Origin of the sequence: Frigoribacterium sp. CFBP 13729 (assembly GCF_014841875.1) — a bacterium.
GTDB lineage: Bacteria > Actinomycetota > Actinomycetes > Actinomycetales > Microbacteriaceae > Frigoribacterium.
Genome location: NZ_JACYUR010000001.1, coordinates 573,849 through 591,354 on the forward strand (window position 1 = coordinate 573,849; position 17,506 = coordinate 591,354).

A 17,506-nucleotide genomic window follows, 5' to 3' on the forward strand; every position below is an offset into this window, starting at 1 on the left:
CAGGGGCGGACGAGGTCGAGGAGGCGGTCGGGAAGCGGACCGAGGAGGGCACGCCTCAGCCCCCGCTGTGGTGCAGCTCGGCCGCGACGAGCTCGCCGCGGAACGCCTCGTCGAGCTCTCGGCTCTCGAGCCAGCGGTCGGGCAGCGACGGCCGCTTCGGGCTGCCGGCGCGACCTCGCGGCCCCTCGGCCGCGTCGCCGGGGTAGGGCTGAGCGGCGTCGAGGGTCGCCAGCAGGTCGTCCATCTGCTGCAGCGACTCGACGGCCGCCAGGGCGGCTCGCGTGTCGCCGCCCACGGGGTAGCCCTTGAAGTACCACGCGACGTGCTTGCGGATGTCGCGGCAGGCGTGCGGCTCGTCGCCGTCGTAGAACTCGACCAGGAGCTCGGCGTGCCGGCGGAACGCCGCGGCCACCTCGCCGAGGGCCGGCTCGGCCTTCTGCTCCTCGCCGCGGAACGCGGCCGCGAGGTCGCCGAACAACCACGGTCGCCCGAGGCAGCCCCGGCCGACGACGACGCCGTCGCAGCCCGTCTCGTCGACCATGCGGAGCGCGTCGGCCGCGGACCAGATGTCGCCGTTGCCGAGCACGGGCACGCTCGTGACCGTCTGCTTCAGCTTCGCGATCGCCGACCAGTCGGCCTGGCCCGAGTAGTACTCGGAGGCCGTGCGGGCGTGCAGCGCGACGCTCGCGACCCCCGCGCCCTCGGCCGCCCGGCCCGCCTCGAGGTACGTGAGGTGCTCGTCGTCGATGCCCTTCCGCATCTTCACGGTCAGGGGGACGTCACCGGCGGCCTTCACCGCTCGCTCGACGATCTCGCGGAAGAGCCCGATCTTCCAGGGGAGGGCCGCTCCCCCGCCGCGCCGCGTCACCTTCGCCACGGGGCAGCCGAAGTTGAGGTCGATGTGGTCTGCGCGGTCCTCGGCGACCAGCATGGTGACCGCCTCGGCGACGGTGTTCGGCTCGACGCCGTAGAGCTGGATGCTGCGGGGCGTCTCGCTCTCGTGGTGCGTGATCAGCCGCATCGACTCGGGGGTGCGCTCCACGAGGGCGCGGCTCGTGATCATCTCGCTCACGTAGAGGCCGGCGCCGTGCTCGCGGCACAGGCGGCGGTACGCCGTGTTGGTGATGCCGGCCATCGGCGCGAGCACGACGGGCGAGGCCACGTCGATCGGTCCGATCGAGAGGCCGGGGGAAGGCAGGGTGGAGGTGGTCATCGGTACGATTCTCCCATGAGCGATCCTGCGCTGACAGCCTCCGACGGTTCGCCTGTGGACGGCGCCACGGCGACGAGCGACGTGCAAGGGCCAGGCACGCAGCGCCTCCTCGCCGACGCCGCCGAACGCGGCCTCGCCGTCGAGATCGTCGCGCGCCCGGCGGCCGACAGCCTCGAGGCGGCGGCGGCCCTGCTGGGGGTCGATCCGGCCTCGGTCGTCAAGAGCCTCGTGGTGAAGCGGCACGACGGGTCGTTCCTCTTCGCGCTCGTCCCCGGCGACCGACAGATCTCGTGGCGCAAGCTGCGGACCGTCGTCGGGGTCAACAAGCTCTCGATGCCTGCCGCCGAGGTCGCCCTCGACGCGACCGGCTTCGAGCGCGGCACCATCACTCCCGTCGGCAGCTCGACCGCCTGGCCCGTCGTGGCCGACGAGCGGATCGTCGGTCGTCGAGTGGCCATGGGCGCCGGCGGGCACGGCCTGAGCGCGTTCGTCGAGGCCGACGAGCTCATCGAGGCGTACTCCGCGACCGTGGCCGACATCAGCGACTGACCGCCGCCTCCGGGGCCGGGTCCGCCTCGGTCCGGACATCGGCCGGTGTCGCGCTCGGCGTCAGGGCGCCGACCGGTGCTGCGCTCGGGGTCAGGGCGCCGACCGTGGCGACCGCTGCCGGCAGCAGGCAGGCGTCGCCCTCGCACGCGAGGGCGTCCGCGTCGCCGAGCATGGCGAACGGACTCATCGGACGGCGTCCGTCCCAGTCGTGTCCGCACCCGGGGCGGACGCGGTGCCGCCCGCCGTCGCCAGCTCGGACTGCACCTGCTGCAGCGCGCCGAGGAACGCCTCCGGCGCCTGGGCACCCGAGATCCCGTACTTGCCCTCGAGCACGAAGAAGGGCACGCCCGTGATGCCGAACGCCTGCGCCTGCTGCTGGTCGGCGCGCACGTCGGCGAGGTGCTGGTCGGACTCGAGGGCCGCGACGACCTCGGCGCGGTCGAGGCCGACGTCGGCGGCGAGGTCGCCGAGGTCGGCGACGCGGCCCACGTGACGGCCCTCGACGAAGTAGGCGGCCAGCAGGCGCTCGGTCATCTCGAGCTGCAGGCCGCGCGCCTTGGCGAAGTGCAGCAGCTGGTGCGCCTTCACCGTGTTCGTGTGGTGAAGCGACCCGAAGTCATAAGCGAGCCCGACCTCGGCGGCGATGCCGGTGACCTGGTCGAGCATGCCGCGCACCTGGTCGGCCGGCATGCCCTTGTGCTTCGCGAGGAAGTCGACCTCGTCGCCCTCGAAGTCGACCGGGGTGTCGGGCGACAGCTCGAAGGAGTGGTACTCGACCTCGACCTCGCCGTCGAAGCGCGCCGCCGCGTCCTCGAACTTCCGCTTGCCGATGTAGCACCACGGGCAGGCGATGTCGCTCCAGACGTCGACTCTGATCGGGGAACTGGCGAGGGACGAGGAGGCGGTGGTCGTGTCGGTCACGACAGGGCAAAGTCGGTGCGGGTCCGACGCATTCCCGGGTCAGGCCCCAGCCTCCAGCGGCGGCGGCCCCTCGCGCCCAGCACGCGCGGCAGCCGCGCCTCGGGGCGCCCTGAGGGCGGCGGGCCGCCGGCGAGCCCCACGAGCCGGTCCACCGCCTCCTGCACCGCCGCCCACTCCTCGCGCACCTGCCGGTAGCTGACCCGGCACGGCACGAACCCGGCCGCGATCGTCAGGAGGTCCTTCCGGCGATCGCGCTCGAAGTGGTCGGCGTGGTGCTCGCGACCGTCCGTCTCGAGCGACGCCGTCCCGTCGACGACGTGGTCGACGGCCTCGCCTCGCGGCCCCACGACGACCTGACGCTCGACGACGCGGCCCGCCAGGCGCAGGCGGGTGCCCGCCGCGCTCTCGAGGATGCTCTGTGCGCCGACGTCGCTCCACTCAGCCAGCCCCGACGCGTCCTGTCGATGCCGCCCGAGGACGGCCCGGTCGTCCGCCTCGGTGATCAGCTCGACGGACCGGGCCCAGTCGGCGAGGACCACCGCGTCCTCGAAGGAGGGCGCCTCGACCACGGCGCGGGCCAGGGCGTCGCGGGCGTCGACGGTCGCGGTCCCGCCCCGATCGACCACGTCGCCTCCGTCCCACACGACGCGCACGCCGCGGCGGCTCCTCAGGCGCGACGCGGTGCGGGGCACCGAGACGACGACGTCGGGGGGACGGCGATCCCAGGCCCACGCGCCCAGGAGGGCGAGCGCGGCTGCCCCGGTCAGCCTCCCCCCGACCGCGACGGCGACGAACCTCGGGTCGGTGGACGGCCAGGTCGAGTACCACCCGCGCCTCGGACGCCGGACGTCCCGAGCCCGCACCGCCGCCGTGAGGTGCCTGTCGGTGGCCCCGTGGCCCACGAGGTCGCGCTTGTGCAGCAGCCCGCCGGCCGCGGCCACCAGCTCTCGGATCGTCGTCATCCCCCGAGGATCTTCGCCCATGTGCACGTAGTGCTGGCGTCGCGGGCCAGCCTGTGGACGAGACGAGCACCGCTCGACGGCGGGGAGGACGCACCTCCACCGCCGCGTGCAGGCGCCCGGTGCTCGGGCCGCCCCGTGCCCGTCGGCAACTCCTGACGAACGCGACGCACGGAGCACCGGCCTCCGGCCGCGAAGCCCCTCGGGCGCCCCTGATCAGGAGTTGCCGACCGCGGGCGACGCACCCGGCAGCCCGGGCCCGGGCCCGGGCCCGCGAGCAGGCCGCGAGTACGAGTCGAGAGCGACGCGGACCAGCCGGCGTCGGCAACTCCTGCGACAAGTGCAGGCAGTCGCACGCGACCCCGCTGCGTGCAACTGTCACGGGGCACCGTGCAGGAGTTGCCGACCGGTGACCCGACTCGGCCCCCGAGGGTCGTCCGGGGCCGACGGCCCGGACAGGCGCGGCGGGCCCCGCAGGCGCGGAGGGCCGGCGGCCCGGCGGGCCCCGGCAGGCCCGCGGGGGCGCTAGGCGCCGAGCAGCTGCTCCGCGAGGTACCCGCGCAGCGCCGACAGGGGCATGCGCTGCTGCTCCATCGTGTCGCGCTCGCGGACCGTCACCGCGTCGTCCTCGAGCGAGTCGAAGTCGACCGTGACGCAGAAGGGCGTGCCGATCTCGTCCTGGCGACGGTAGCGACGGCCGATCGCCCCGGCGTCGTCGAAGTCGATGTTCCAGTACTTGCGGAGGTCCGCGGCGAGGCCTCGCGCCATCGGCGACAGCTGCTCGTTGCGGCTGAGCGGCAGGACGGCGACCTTGATCGGCGCCAGGCGGCGGTCGAGCTTCAGCACGGTGCGCTTGTCGACGCCGCCCTTCGCGTTGGGCGCCTCGTCCTCGGTGTACGCGTCGACGAGGAACGCCATGAGCGACCGGGTCAGGCCGGCGGCGGGCTCGATGACGTACGGCGTCCAGCGCTCGTTCTTGGCCTGGTCGAAGTACGACAGGTCCTTGCCGGAGGCGGCGGCGTGCGTCCGGAGGTCGTAGTCGGTGCGGTTCGCGACGCCCTCGAGCTCGCCGAACTCGCCTCCGGCGAACCGGAAGCGGTACTCGATGTCGACGGTGCGCTTCGAGTAGTGCGAGAGCTTCTCGGGGGCGTGCTCGTACAGGCGGAGGTTCTCGGGGTCGATGCCGAGGTCGACGTACCACTGGAAGCGGGCGTCGATCCAGTACTGGTGCCACTCTTCGTCGCTGCCGGGCTCGACGAAGAACTCCATCTCCATCTGCTCGAACTCGCGCGTGCGGAAGATGAAGTTGCCGGGGGTGATCTCGTTGCGGAAGCTCTTGCCGATCTGGCCGATCCCGAAGGGCGGCTTGATGCGCGACGACTGCAGGATGTTGTCGAAGTTGGTGAAGATGCCCTGGGCCGTCTCGGGCCGGAGGTACGCCATGCCCTGCTCGTTGTCGACCGGCCCGAGGAACGTCTTGAGCAGGCCGGAGAAGTTCTGCGGCTCGGTCCACGACCCGGGCTGCCCGGTCTCGGGGTCGCGCACGTCGGCGAGGCCGTTCTCGGGCGGGTGGCCGTGCTTGGCCTCGTACGCCTCGAGGAGGTGGTCGGCGCGGTAGCGCTTGTGGGTGTGCAGCGACTCGACCAGGGGGTCGCTGAACACCTCGACGTGCCCGGACGCCTCCCACACCTGGCGCGGCAGGATGACCGCGGAGTCGAGCCCGACGACGTCGTCGCGGCCCTGCACCATGGTCTGCCACCACTGGCGCTTGATGTTCTCCTTGAGCGCGACGCCGAGGGGCCCGTAGTCCCAGGCCGACCGGGACCCGCCGTAGATCTCGCCCGACTGGAAGACGAACCCGCGGCGCTTGGCCAGGGCGATGACGGAATCGAGACGGTTGGGTGCTGCCACGGGGTGTGCTCCAGAGGATCGGTCCGGGCTCGGGGCCCGGCGGTCGAGGTACCCGGCAACTCTAGCCGCGCGGGCGGCTCGGCCCGCCCCGGCCGGGCGCCCGGACGAGCACCGACGTCTCGACCGGCCGGGTCAGCGTCCGAGGGAGGCGACGACCGCCTCCACGTCCTCGGCCCTGTTCCAGAGGTGGAAGGCGACCCGCACGCGACCGGCCCGGGCGGAGACAGTGAGGCCCGCCTCCCCCATCGCGGTGGCGGCCCGACCGTCGACGTCCGCCCACGTGACGATCGCCTGGTGCTGCTCGGGCAGGTCGAGCCGTCGGCAGAGCTCGTCGCCGAGCCCGCTGGCGTGCGCCCAGGTCTCGGCAGGGTCGAGGCGGGCGAACGTCTCGAGGGCCGCCGCGGCCCCCGGCCAGGCCGGCCAGGCCGGCGACACGTCGAAGGCACGGGCGTCGTGGGCGAGCTGCATCGCGGGCCCGTAGCAGGACGACCAGACCGAGTCGCCCGCGTACCAGCCGGCCTGCACGGGCCGCAGCTCCGCCAGGGCACGCTCGGACAGGGTCATGAAGGCGGCGCCCCGAGGGCAGCAGAGCCACTTGTAGGCGTGCCCGACCGAGACGTCCCACGCGGAGGCGTCGACCGGCAGGACGCCCGCCGCCTGCGTCACGTCGCAGACGGTGAGGGCGCCGTGGACCGCGGCCGCGGCGCGGATCCTCGCGTCGTCGGCAACGACGCCGGTGGCCGACTGGACGGCCGACCACGCCACGCACCACGTCGAGGGCCCGACCGCCTCCGCCAGCTCGTCGACCGGGACGCTGCGCACCGTCACGCCCCGGTGCGCCTGCTGCAGGAACGGGTAGACGACCGAGCTGAAGTCTCCGTCGACGCAGACGACCTCGGCACCGTCGGGCGCGGCCGCGGCGATCACCGAGACCATGGCCGAGGTCTGCGAGCCGACGGCGACGCTCGTGACGGGCACGCCCACCAGCCGCGCGTACGAGGCCCTGGCCTGCTCGACGACGTCCCCGTAGGCGACGGGCGAGCGTGACCCCGTGGCCCAGCGGTCGAGGTCGTCGCGCTGGGCCGCGAGAGTCTCGGCCAGGGGCAGCCCCATGGTGCACGCGGCGAGGTACCCGGTGCCGCTCGCGAAGCGCGAGGCCGCCTCCGGGACGGTCAGGATGCTGGTCGTGTCGGGCATCGCCCCAGACTGGGCCGTGCGCCGCAGGACGACAAGGCCAGGATGACAACGCCACACATAACGTGACGTTATGGTTCGAGCATGACCGACGACCTCGATCTGTTGACCCTCCGCATCGTGCGCGCCGTCGCCGACACCGGGACGGTGACCGCCGCCGCCGCCGAGCTGGGCTACAGCCAACCGGCGCTCAGCCAGCACCTGCGGCGGGCCGAGGCCAGGGTGGGCCACCCCCTGCTGCTGCGGGCGGGCCGCGGGGTCGAGCTGACCGAGGCCGGGCGGCGCCTGGCCGAGCACGCCGTCCACGTGCAGGCCGCTCTCGACGCGGCGCGCCAGGAGCTCGACCACCTCGGCGGCGCGACCTCGGGACGGGTGCGGCTCGCGGGCTTCCCCAGCGCCTCCTCGACGCTCGTGCCCGACGTGCTGTCGCGGCTGCGCACCAGCCACCCCGGACTGCAGGTCGACTACGTCGAGGCGGAGCCCCCCGAGGCGCTGACGCTGCTGCGCGACGGAGCTGTCGACGCCGCGGTCGTGTTCCGCCACGCGGGCCGGGCCGCCACCGATCGCGAGAGCGTGCCCGAGTCGCTCCGCGAGACAGCGCTGTTCGTCGACCGCACCGTGCTCGTGCTGCCCCGCGCCCACCCGTTCGTCGAGGGCGACGACTTCGGCGCGCTGCACGACGAGCGCTGGATCGGGGGCTGCCCGCGCTGCCGCGGCCACCTCCTGACCACCTGTGCGGCCGCAGACTTCGTGCCCGAGATCGTCCTCGAGACCGACAACGCGCTCGCCGTGCTCGGCCTCGTCGCGGCGGGCCTCGGGATCGCGCTGCTGCCGGGCCTGTCGCTGCAGTCGGCGGCGATCCCCGAGGAGGTGCGGGTCGTCACCCTGCCCCCGTCCGTCTCGCGGGTCATCGCGGTCGCGCACCGCCGCGGGGCCCGGCGGGTGCCCAGCATCCGTGTCCTCACGGAGGCGGTGGCCGCGGTGCTGCCGGACCGGCACGGCCTCGAGGCGGTCGGGCCGCAGGGCGCTGTCGCAGGCCCGAGCTAGGCTGACCGGACGAGACGAAGGGTGCCTGCTCCGTGAAGAGACGACTGACCGCCGTCGGCCTCGCCGCCGTCGTGCTGGTGGGCCTCACCGCCTGCTTCCCCGACCTCACGACCCTGCAGCCGGTCGGCCAGGGCGGCGTCGACGACGGCTCGGGCCTGGGCGGCACGGCCACCCAGGCGCCCCAGCCGCAGGTCACGGGCGCACCGGGCACCGGCGGCACGGGCGGCGCCTCGCCCGACGAGCTGGCACCGGGCGGCACGCTCCTCAACCAGGTCAACTACAAGGACCTCACGATCTACGTCTACAGCGTCGGCACCCTGACGACCACGGCGCCCTCCATCTACGCGCGGCCCGACGGCACTGATCCCTACCCAGTCGGCACCACCGTCGAGGCCACCGCCTACGTGCTCGCCAACAACTCGCAGCGGCGGCTCGACCTCACCGACCTCAGCGCCGACTACTCCGCCTACGGCAACGACCTCGCTCAACAGGACGTGTTCGCCGGCCAGGACCTGCTGACGGACGCCGGCTACTCGACGTCGCTCGAGTCGGCCTTCCCGGCCGACGCGGCGACCTGGTACCTGCTGCCGGGCGAGTCGGCCGTGTTCGCCAACGCCTGGTTCCACCGGCCCGCCGACGGGCCCCTCACCCTGCAGTTCCTCTGGCCCGCCGAGCGGATCTTCCTCGGTGCGAACATCCAGTTCTAGGCGCTGCCGGTCGTGTCGGCGCCGGTGCTGATGCCGCTGGCCGCCGGCGTCGGCGCGTCGACGGCCCCGCCGAAGCGGCGAGAGCGTCTGGCGTACGTGACCACCGCCTCCCACAGGTCTGTCCTCGAGAAGTCCGGCCAGAGCCGGTCGAGGAACACCATCTCGGCGTAGGCCGACTGCCACAGCAGGAAGTTGCTCGTCCGCTGCTCGCCCGAGCTGCGGACGAAGAGGTCGACGTCGGGCAGCTCGGGCGCGTACAGGTGCCGCTGGATGAGCTTCTCGCTGACGCCCGACGGCTTGACCCGACCTGCCGCCACGTCCTCGGCGATGGCGCGGACGGCATCGGCGATCTCGGTGCGGCCGCCGTAGTTGACGCACATCGTGAGGGTCAGCACGTCGTTGCCCCGGGTGAGCTCCTCGGCGTACTGCAACTCCTTGATCACGGAGCCCCAGAGCCGCGGTTTGCGGCCCGCCCACCGGACGCGCACGCCCCACGCGTTCAGCTGGTCGCGCCTCCGGTGCAGGACGTCGCGGTTGAAGCCCATCAGGAACTTGACCTCGTCGGGCGAGCGCTTCCAGTTCTCGGTCGAGAATGCGTAGACGCTCAGGTGCTTCACGCCGAGCTGGATGGCGCCGGCGACGACGTCGAGCAGCGAGGCCTCGCCCTGCTTGTGGCCCTCGACACGGGACAGGCCTCGCGCGTTCGCCCATCGCCCGTTGCCGTCCATGACGATGGCGACGTGCTCGGGGACGGCGCCCCGGGGCAGCTCGGGCGGGTACAGGCCCGTCCAGTCGACGGGGCGCCAGTCGACGGCGTCGCGGTGGGTCTTCTTCACGGGGTGCCTTCCCTGGCGGCAGCGGGCAGTGCCCGGCCTGGCTCTCGGTCGATGTGCTGGAGCGAGCGGAGGCCGCGCTCGAGGTGCCACTGGGTGTACGCGGCGACGACGCCGCTCGCCTGGTTGCGGGTCGCGTCCGGGGTCGCGTCGGCTGCCTCCCAGTCGCCGGTCAGCAGCGCCGAGAGCAGCCCGAGCGCGGGAGGCGCGAGTCGCGGAGCCCCCGGAGGCGCGTGCTCGTCGGCCACCACTCCCCCGAGCTGCACCACGAACGCCGAGTGCGGCCCCGGGGCGCCCGACACGGCACAGTCGCCGAAGCTCGGCGACCAGCCGGCGATGCTGAGCGCGCGGAGCAGGTAGGAGTCGAGGGTGAGCTGGGGGGCGTGCTCCCGCCGGCTCAGCGACCGCAGGGCGCCGACGAGGAGGAGGTACTGCTGCAGGCCGGCCTCGGCGTCGGTCAGCTTGTCGGCCGTCTCGACCATGACGCTCCCGGCCGTGTAGCTCGCGTAGTCGGCGGCGATCAGGGCACCGTAGGAGCCCAGCGACTCAGCCTGGGTCACCACGTCGAGCGACCGGCCCTCGTAGAGCTGCACGTCCGCCACCATCATCGGCTCGAGACGCGAGCCGAACTTCGACCCGGTACGCCGGACACCCTTGGCCACGGCCCGGATCTTGCCGTGCTGGCGGCTGAGCATGGTCAGGATGCGGTCCGCCTCACCCAGCTTGTGGGTGCGCAGCACGACGCATTCATCTCGGTACACGGGCACTCGGCCATGATCCCACGCGTGGTACAAGTGCAGGATGCACGCCACGGCCTTCGCCATCCCCCTGTGGGCCGACCTCCTCGCCGTCGGGGTCGGCAGCCTGCAGGGCGCCATGTTCGCCTCCGAGTTCAAGGACCGCCGGCTCGACCTGCTCGGGGTCGCGATCATCGGCATCGCCACCGGGCTCGGCGGCGGCATCCTGCGCGACGTGCTGCTCGGGCAGGTGCCCCGCGCCATGTCGAGCAACTGGTACCTGCTCGTGGCCGTGGCCGCCGCCCTCGTCGGGATGGCGCTGCAGCGCCTGTTCCACCGGCTCGCGGGGCTGATCACCGCCCTGGACGCCCTCACCATCGGCCTGTTCGGCGCGATCGGCTCGACGAAGGCGCTGGCGCTCGGGCTGCCCGAGATCCCTGCCGTGTTCGTCGGGGTGATCTCCGCGGTCGGGGGCTCGGTGCTGCGGGACCTGTTGATGAACCTGACCATCGCGATGATGCACGTCGGGTCGCTCTACGCCGTGGCCGCCGCCGCCGGGACCGTCGTGCTCGTCGTGCTCGTGTCGGTCGGGGCGCCGGTGGCGCTCTCCGCGATCATCGGGACGTCGGTCACCCTGGTGATCCGGCTGCTGGCCGTGCGCTTCGGCTGGACACTGCCCGAGCAGCGCGCCCTGAGCCGGCTGCCGCGCTGGCGTCGACCGCGCTGACGTAGGTCGGCATCCGCCGCGCCGCTGCCGCTGCCGCTGCCGCCTGCGCAGGCACAGGCCGTCGCACCGGCGCGCTCGGTGTCGGCGCAGGCCGTCGCACCGGCGCGCTCCGTGTCGGCAACTCCTGACGGGTGCCCCGGCGCGGCCGCGCGCCCGGAACGTCCGCCAGCGCGGTCGCTCGTGGATCAGGAGTTGCCGACACGACGTCGAGCACGTGTGACCGGACCGAGTCCGGACCGCACAGCCCGGACCGGTGGGGCGGGGCTGGTCGGACGGGCAGTGGGGACTCGTGTCGGCAACTCCTGACCGGTGCGTCGGCGCTGCCGCGCGCCAGCGCCACCCGCGCGCGTGACCGCGCACGCGTCAGGAGTTGCCGACACGATCAGCGGCCTGCCGACGGAGCCAGCGGCCCGCTGCAGCCGGGCCGAGCGGCGGCCCGGCTGCAGCGGCCGCGCAGCGGCTAGGCCGTGGCGAGCTCGCGCACCGTCGTCGTCCGGCGGACGGCGCGGTTCACCGCCGAGACGATGGCCTTGAGCGACGCCGTCGAGATGTCGGCGTCGATGCCCACGCCCCAGAGGCGCGTCCCGTCGACGTCGAGCTCGACGTACGCCGCGGCCTGGGCGTCGCCGCCCGCGCTGAGGGTGTGCTCGACGTAGTCGTAGAGCTCGACGCGCACCCCGTGGTCGGCGAGGACCTGGATGAAGGCGTCGATCGGGCCCTTGCCCCGGCCGGAGGTCGACTCGACCGTGTCGCCCACGCGGAGGTCGACGTCGAGCGACGTCACGCCGCCCATGTCGCTGGAGGTCCCCGTGCGCGTCAGCTCGAACCGGCCCCACTTGTCGTCGTCGATCGGAGCGGGCAGGTACTCGTCCTGGAAGATCGTCCAGATGTGGGCGCTCGACATCTCGCCGCCCTCGGCGTCGGTGCGCGCCTGGACGACCCCGCTGAACTCGATCTGCAGCTTGCGCGGCAGGTCGATCGCGTGGTCGGCCTTGAGCAGGTAGGCGACGCCGCCCTTGCCGGACTGGGAGTTGACGCGGATGACGGCCTCGTAGCTCCGGCCCAGGTCCTTCGGGTCGACCGGCAGGTAGGGCACAGCCCAGACGAGGTCGTCGACGCTCGTCCCCGTCGCCTCCGCCTCGGCGGCCATCGCCTCGAAGCCCTTCTTGATGGCGTCCTGGTGGGAGCCGCTGAAGGCCGTGTAGACGAGGTCGCCCGCCCACGGGCTGCGCTCCGGCACCGGCAGCTGGTTGCAGTGCTCGGCGGTGCGCTTGACCTTGTCGAGGTCGCTGAAGTCGATCTGGGGGTCGATGCCCTGCGTGAAGAGGTTGATGCCGAGCGCGACGAGGTCGACGTTGCCGGTGCGCTCGCCGTTGCCGAAGAGGCAGCCCTCGATGCGGTCGGCGCCGGCCAGGTAGCCCAGCTCGGCGGCGGCGATGCCCGTGCCGCGGTCGTTGTGCGGGTGGAGCGACAGGATGACGCTGTCACGGCGCGCGAGGTTGCGGTGCATCCACTCGATCGAGTCGGCGTACACGTTCGGGGTCGCCATCTCGACGGTGGCCGGCAGGTTGACGATGACGGGACGCTCGGGCGTCGCGTCGAAGGCCTCGATGACCTGGTTGCAGATGTCGAGGGCGAAGTCGAGCTCCGTGCCGGTGTAGCTCTCGGGCGAGTACTCGTAGAACACGGCCGTCTCGGGGATGGTCGCCTCGGCCGCGCGGCAGAGCCGGACGCCCTCGAGGGCGATGTCGACGATGCCCTGCCGGTCGGTGCGGAAGACGACGTCCCGCTGCAGGACGCTCGTCGAGTTGTAGAGGTGCACGATGGCCTGCTTCGCACCGGCGATGGCCTCGTACGTCCGGGCGATCAGGTGCTCACGTGCCTGGGTCAGCACCTGGATCGTGACGTCGTCCGGGATGGCGCCTGTCTCGATCAGGCTGCGGACGAAGTCGAAGTCGGTCTGCGAGGCGCTCGGGAAGCCGACCTCGATCTCCTTGTAGCCCATGCCGACGAGCAGGTCGAACATGATGCGCTTGCGCTCAGGGCTCATCGGGTCGATGAGGGCCTGGTTGCCGTCTCGGAGGTCGACGGCGCACCAGCGCGGAGCCTCAGTGATGCGACGAGAGGGCCACGTGCGGTCGGGCAGGTCGACGGCGATCTGCTCGTGGAACGGGCGGTACTTGTGGGTCGGCATCCCCGACGGGATCTGTGCGTTCTTCATGACTCAGGTCTTCTCTGCCCCGACGACGGGGCCTCAGCGCGTGGATGGTGTCGGCCGACGACGAACTCCGCGACGAGGGAGGCCTGGGTCAGGACTCGTCGCGGCAGCTAAGGAGGAGCAGACCGAACAGCACGAGGCGAATCTAGCACCCGAGCCCGATCCGTGACGGACGAGCCCTGTCGGCAGCTGCTACTCGGCGATCCCGTGCTCGTACGCGTACACGACGAGCTGGACGCGGTCGCGCAGCGACAGCTTCGACAGCACCCGGCTGATGTGCGTCTTGACCGTGGCCTCGCTGAGGAACTCGCGCCCGGCGATCTCCGAGTTGCTGAGCCCTCGGGCTGCGAGGTCGAAGATGTCCCGCTCGCGACTGGTCAGGGTGCCGAAGGCGGGCGGGATCGACGCCGCCCGGGAGGAGCGGCCGTCGAAGTGCTCGAAGAGCTCCCGTGTGGCCGACGCCGCGATCACGGCGGTGCCCGCGTGGACGGTGCGGATCGCGGCGAGCAGGAACTCGGGGTCCGCGTCCTTCAGGACGAAGCCGCTGGCGCCTCCCCGGATCGCCCGGGTCGCCGCCTCGTCCAGGTCGAAGGTCGTGAGCACGATGATGCGAGGCGGGCGTCGAGCCGCCGCCTCGGCCTGGGCCACGACGGCACTCGTCGCGGCGATCCCGTCCATCACGGGCATCCGGATGTCCATGAGGACGACGTCCGGACGTGCCTCGGCGACCATCGCCACCCCCTCCTCGCCGTCGCTGGCCTCGCCGACGAACTCGAGGTCGGGCTGGGAGCCGACGAGCATCTTGATGCCGGCCCGGAAGAGCGCCTGGTCGTCGACCAGGGCGACGCGGATCGTGGTGGTCATCGGATCATCCCTACTTCTTGAGTGAGCGCCAGCGTCGGCACGATGGCATGGACGACGAACCGTCCGTCGGCGTCCTGGGTGGTGAGCGACCCGCCGGCCAGCGTGGCCCGCTCGCGCATCCCGTCGAGACCGTGGCCGCCGCGGCGCGTCTCGCCCGTCGCCCGCGTGTCGACGGGCTCGGTGACCGGACGGACCACGTTCGAGACCACCAGGTGGAGGGCGTCGTAGCGCCAGTCGAACAGCAACTCGACCGGAGCGTCCCGCGACCCGTGCCGGAGCGCGTTGGTCAGCGACTCCTGGACGATGCGGAACACGGCGAGCTGTCGGTTGGTGCCGAGCTGCTGGGGCTCGCCGTGCACGCGGTGGTCGATCTGCAGACCGGAGCCGCGCATCTGGTCGAGGAGGCGGTCGAGGTCGCCCAGCGCGGGCTGCGGTGCCTCGCCCTGGCTGTGCCGCAGCTGCCCGAGCAGCACTCGGACGTCCCCGAGCGCCTCGCGGGCCGTGCCCGCGATGGTCTGCAGCGCCTCGTCGACGCTCGTGGGATCGACCCTCGCGGCGTAGCGTGCGCCGTCGGCCTGGGCGATCACGACGGCGAGCGAGTGGGCGACGACGTCGTGCATGTCGCGAGCGATCCGGTTGCGCTCCTGCTCGACGGCGATGTCGCGCTCGGCCCGCGCCGCCTCGCGCTCGGCCCGCGCGGCGTCGCCCTCGGCCCGTGCGGTCTCGCGCTCGGCGGTGAGCTGCGCCTCCCGGCTCACCCGCGCGGTCGAGCGCGCCCGGGTCAGCAGGCCGGCGGCCCACGGCAGGCCGAGGAGCCCGAGGAAACCGAGGAACGTGATGCCGAGCTGCAGGAGGATCCGGACCACGTCGGTGATGCCGTAGACGTTGTAGTCGATGCCGAAGAGCGACGTCTGCACGAACGAGACGTAGAAGGTGCCCGAGATCGCGCCCAGGGCCACGGACCCGAGACCCGCCCACTTCGCCCGCTCGCTTCCGTACGCGGCGACGGAGTAGAGCACGGCGCAGACGGCGAGGTTGCTGATGCCTGGTGTCGACAGCGAGACCATCTCGCCGAGGGCGACGGCCCAGGCGATCGTCAACGCCAGCGACGGGGACAGGCGCCGGATCGCCGCGGCGACGACCATGCCGAGCACGACCAGGCCGCCCACGAGGTCGCCCTCGAGGAACAGCAGGGAGACGAACCCGAGCAGGAGGGCCGCCGAGACGTCGACGACGACCTGGTAAGGCGCGAGGCGGCGGAAGCTCATCCGACGAGCGTAGGGCGCGGACGGGCCGACCGGGTGGGCCACGGACGTCCCGACGACCAGCGGCCGACCAGGATCATCCTGTGGAGGGACGGGCGCCCACCGAGGATCAGAAGCCCAGGCGGCCGAGCAGCTTCGGGTCGCGCTGCCAGTCCTTCGCGACCTTGACCCGGATCGACAGGAACACCTGGTGGCCGACGAGCGGCTCGATCTGTGCCCGTGCGCGCGCACCGACCTCGCGCAGCCTCGCGCCGCCCTTGCCGATGACGATGGCCTTCTGGCTGTCGCGCTCGACGAAGAGGTTCGCGTAGATCTCGAGGATGTCCTTGTCGTCGCGCTGGACCATGTCGTCGATGGTGACCGCGAGGGAGTGCGGGAGTTCGTCCTGCACGCCCTCGAGCGCCGCCTCCCGGATGTACTCGGAGACCCTGTCCTCGAGGACCTCCTCGGTCACGGCGTCGGCCGGGTAGAGCGCGGGCGAGAGCGGCATGAGCTTGATGAGCTCGTCGGCGAGGACGTCGAGCTGCACGTCGCCGAGGGCGGAGAGCGGGATGATCGCCTCCCAGTCGCGCAACCGGCTCACCGCGAGCAGCTGCTCCGCCACGGCCGGCCGCGAGGTCGTGTCCGTCTTCGTGACGATCGCGACCTTCTTGGCCCGCGGGAACGCGTCGAGCTGTTCGTTGATGAACTTGTCGCCGGGACCGATCTTCTCGTCGGCCGGGATGCAGAGCCCGATCACGTCGACGTCGCCCAGGGTCGTCTGCACCACGTCGTTGAGGCGCTCGCCGAGCAAGGTGCGGGGCCGGTGCATGCCGGGGGTGTCCACGAGCACGAGCTGGCCCGCGGGGTGGTGCACGATCCCGCGGATGGCCCGCCGGGTCGTCTGGGGCTTCGAGGAGGTGATGGCCACCTTCTCGCCGACGAGCGCGTTCGTGAGGGTCGACTTCCCGACGTTCGGCCGCCCCACGAACGAGACGAAGCCCGCACGGTGGTCGGGGCCGGCGGTCGGCATGGGAGGCAGGACGGAGTCGTCGCCGGTGGTCGTCATGGTGCTTCTCTCGGGGAGGGGACGGGATCGGGGTCGGTGAAGGCCACCTGTGCGGAGACCAGGGCAGGGTCGCGCTCGACGAGGACCGTCTGGAGGTCGCGACGTCGCCCCTCCGTGCGGTCCGCCGTGAGCACGAGACCGGAGACGGTGACGGTCGACCCCTTCTCGGGCAGGCGCCCGAGCTGCTTCGTGAGGAGGCCGCCGACGGAGTCGACGTCGTCGTCGTCGAGCTCGATGCCGAAGAGGTCGCCGAGCTCGTCGACGGCCAGCCGTGCGCTGACGCGGTAGACCCCCGGGGAGATCTCCCGGTGCTCGGCGACGGTGCGGTCGTACTCGTCGCTGATGTCGCCGACCAGTTCTTCGATGAGGTCCTCGAGGGTGACGAGGCCGGCGATGCCGCCGTACTCGTCGACGACCATCGCGAGGTGGTTCTTGTCGAGCTGCATCTGCCGGAGCGCGTCGTCGGCCTTCTTCGACTCGGGCACGAAGACCGCGGGGCGTGCGAGGTCGGCCACCGCGGCGTCGTCGGCGCCGGCGTGCTCGTGGAGGCGCCGGGCGAGGTCGCGGAGGTAGACGACCCCGACCACGTCGTCGCTGTCGCGGCCGACCACCGGCACCCTCGAGACCCCGCGCCCCAGGAAGAGGCTCATGGCGGAGCGGACGGACGCCGTCGACTCGATGGTGACCATGTCGGTGCGGGGCACCATGACCTCGCGGACCACCGTGTCGCTGAACTCGAAGATCGAATGGATCAGCTCACGGTCGTCTTCTTCGAGGACGTCGAGCTCGGTGGCCTCGTCGACCATGCTGAGGAGTTGCTCCTCGGACGAGAACGACGCACTGCGGGGCCGGCCCGGCGTGACCCGGTTGCCGATCGCGACGAGGGCGTCGGCGAGCGGTCCGAGCACGACACGGAGGCCCCGGACGAGGCCCGCGGTCGCGACGACGAGGCCCCGGGCGTGCGCCCGGCCCACGCTGCGCGGGCTGGAGCCGACGAGCACGAACGACACGAGGGTCATGATCAACGCCGACAACAGCAGGGCGAGCCACCAGGGCTCGACCGTGAACGCGAACGAGAGCGAGACCAGGACCGCAGCGGACGTCTCGGCGACCACCCGCGTGAAGTTGACCGCGTTGACGTGGGCTCCGACGTCGGCGGCGACCGCGGACAACGAGGCGCTGCTGCGGGGCGACGACTCGGCTTCCTCGAGCAGGTCGCCCCGACTCAGCACCCCCAGCGCGGCGTCGACGGCCGCGAGCAGCCCCCCGAGGACGACGAGCACGACGGCCACGATGACGAACACGGTGACCAT

Annotated in this window: 17 protein-coding genes; 4 read left to right on the forward strand and 13 right to left on the reverse strand. The window is 72.5% G+C overall.

Annotation, left to right across the window (positions count from 1 at the left end):
- Positions 1–55: 55 nt before the first annotated feature.
- Positions 56–1,213 carry a tRNA dihydrouridine synthase DusB gene (gene dusB / locus IFT77_RS02540; RefSeq protein WP_192041814.1) on the reverse strand — a complete coding sequence of 386 codons (1,158 nt, stop codon included), beginning with the start codon at positions 1,211–1,213 and terminating at the stop codon, positions 56–58.
- A gap of 15 nt (positions 1,214–1,228) precedes the next feature.
- On the opposite strand from dusB, the gene IFT77_RS02545 reads away from it, so the two are divergent.
- On the forward strand, positions 1,229–1,762 hold the full coding sequence (locus IFT77_RS02545) for an aminoacyl-tRNA deacylase (protein ID WP_192041815.1): 534 nt from the start codon (positions 1,229–1,231) through the stop codon (positions 1,760–1,762).
- On the opposite strand, the gene IFT77_RS02550 is transcribed toward IFT77_RS02545, so the two are convergent.
- From IFT77_RS02550 to IFT77_RS02570, 5 genes are all read right to left on the reverse strand, one after another.
- A complete protein-coding gene (locus IFT77_RS02550; RefSeq protein ID WP_192041816.1) occupies positions 1,752–1,949 on the reverse strand; it encodes a hypothetical protein in 198 nt (65 codons plus the stop codon). The genes IFT77_RS02545 and IFT77_RS02550 overlap by 11 nt on opposite strands.
- Positions 1,946–2,683 (reverse strand): DsbA family protein, encoded by a 738-nt coding sequence (locus IFT77_RS02555; protein ID WP_192041817.1) that lies wholly within the window; start codon positions 2,681–2,683, stop codon positions 1,946–1,948. The genes IFT77_RS02550 and IFT77_RS02555 overlap by 4 nt, the downstream gene beginning before the upstream one ends.
- Positions 2,680–3,645 (reverse strand): hypothetical protein, encoded by a 966-nt coding sequence (locus IFT77_RS02560; protein ID WP_192041818.1) that lies wholly within the window; start codon positions 3,643–3,645, stop codon positions 2,680–2,682. The genes IFT77_RS02555 and IFT77_RS02560 overlap by 4 nt, the downstream gene beginning before the upstream one ends.
- Before the next feature lie 522 nt (positions 3,646–4,167).
- Positions 4,168–5,553 (reverse strand): glycine--tRNA ligase, encoded by a 1,386-nt coding sequence (locus IFT77_RS02565; protein ID WP_192041819.1) that lies wholly within the window; start codon positions 5,551–5,553, stop codon positions 4,168–4,170.
- Between the two features lie 132 nt (positions 5,554–5,685).
- Entirely contained in the window at positions 5,686–6,750 is a 1,065-nt protein-coding gene (locus IFT77_RS02570; RefSeq protein ID WP_192169144.1) for an aminotransferase class V-fold PLP-dependent enzyme, read from the reverse strand.
- Positions 6,751–6,831: 81 nt separating this feature from the next.
- On the opposite strand from IFT77_RS02570, the gene IFT77_RS02575 reads away from it, so the two are divergent.
- Positions 6,832–7,794, forward strand: a complete 963-nt coding sequence (locus IFT77_RS02575; RefSeq protein WP_192169145.1) for a LysR family transcriptional regulator — start codon at positions 6,832–6,834, stop codon at positions 7,792–7,794.
- A gap of 32 nt (positions 7,795–7,826) precedes the next feature.
- The gene (locus tag IFT77_RS02580) at positions 7,827–8,501 is read left to right on the forward strand and encodes a hypothetical protein (RefSeq protein WP_192169146.1); all 675 of its coding nucleotides are present in this window, start codon (positions 7,827–7,829) and stop codon (positions 8,499–8,501) included.
- On the opposite strand, the gene IFT77_RS02585 is transcribed toward IFT77_RS02580, so the two are convergent.
- Positions 8,498–9,337, reverse strand: a complete 840-nt coding sequence (locus tag IFT77_RS02585) for an isoprenyl transferase (RefSeq protein ID WP_192041823.1) — start codon at positions 9,335–9,337, stop codon at positions 8,498–8,500. The genes IFT77_RS02580 and IFT77_RS02585 overlap by 4 nt on opposite strands.
- Positions 9,334–10,101, reverse strand: a complete 768-nt coding sequence (gene recO / locus IFT77_RS02590) for a DNA repair protein RecO (RefSeq protein ID WP_192041824.1) — start codon at positions 10,099–10,101, stop codon at positions 9,334–9,336. Before recO ends, IFT77_RS02585 begins: the two co-directional genes overlap by 4 nt.
- A gap of 34 nt (positions 10,102–10,135) precedes the next feature.
- On the opposite strand from recO, the gene IFT77_RS02595 reads away from it, so the two are divergent.
- Entirely contained in the window at positions 10,136–10,798 is a 663-nt protein-coding gene (locus tag IFT77_RS02595) for a trimeric intracellular cation channel family protein (protein WP_123546142.1), read from the forward strand.
- A 460-nt stretch (positions 10,799–11,258) separates the two neighbouring features.
- On the opposite strand, the gene leuA is transcribed toward IFT77_RS02595, so the two are convergent.
- From leuA to IFT77_RS02620, 5 genes are all read right to left on the reverse strand, one after another.
- Entirely contained in the window at positions 11,259–13,019 is a 1,761-nt protein-coding gene (gene leuA / locus IFT77_RS02600) for a 2-isopropylmalate synthase (protein WP_192169147.1), read from the reverse strand.
- Positions 13,020–13,208: 189 nt separating this feature from the next.
- Positions 13,209–13,880: a response regulator transcription factor gene (locus IFT77_RS02605; protein ID WP_192169148.1), complete on the reverse strand. Its 672-nt coding sequence runs from the start codon at positions 13,878–13,880 to the stop codon at positions 13,209–13,211.
- The gene (locus IFT77_RS02610) at positions 13,877–15,148 is read right to left on the reverse strand and encodes a sensor histidine kinase (protein WP_192041827.1); all 1,272 of its coding nucleotides are present in this window, start codon (positions 15,146–15,148) and stop codon (positions 13,877–13,879) included. Before IFT77_RS02610 ends, IFT77_RS02605 begins: the two co-directional genes overlap by 4 nt.
- 106 nt (positions 15,149–15,254) lie before the next feature.
- Entirely contained in the window at positions 15,255–16,193 is a 939-nt protein-coding gene (gene era / locus IFT77_RS02615) for a GTPase Era (protein WP_228506190.1), read from the reverse strand.
- A complete protein-coding gene (locus IFT77_RS02620) occupies positions 16,190–17,506 on the reverse strand; it encodes a hemolysin family protein (RefSeq protein ID WP_192042331.1) in 1,317 nt (438 codons plus the stop codon). The genes era and IFT77_RS02620 overlap by 4 nt, the downstream gene beginning before the upstream one ends.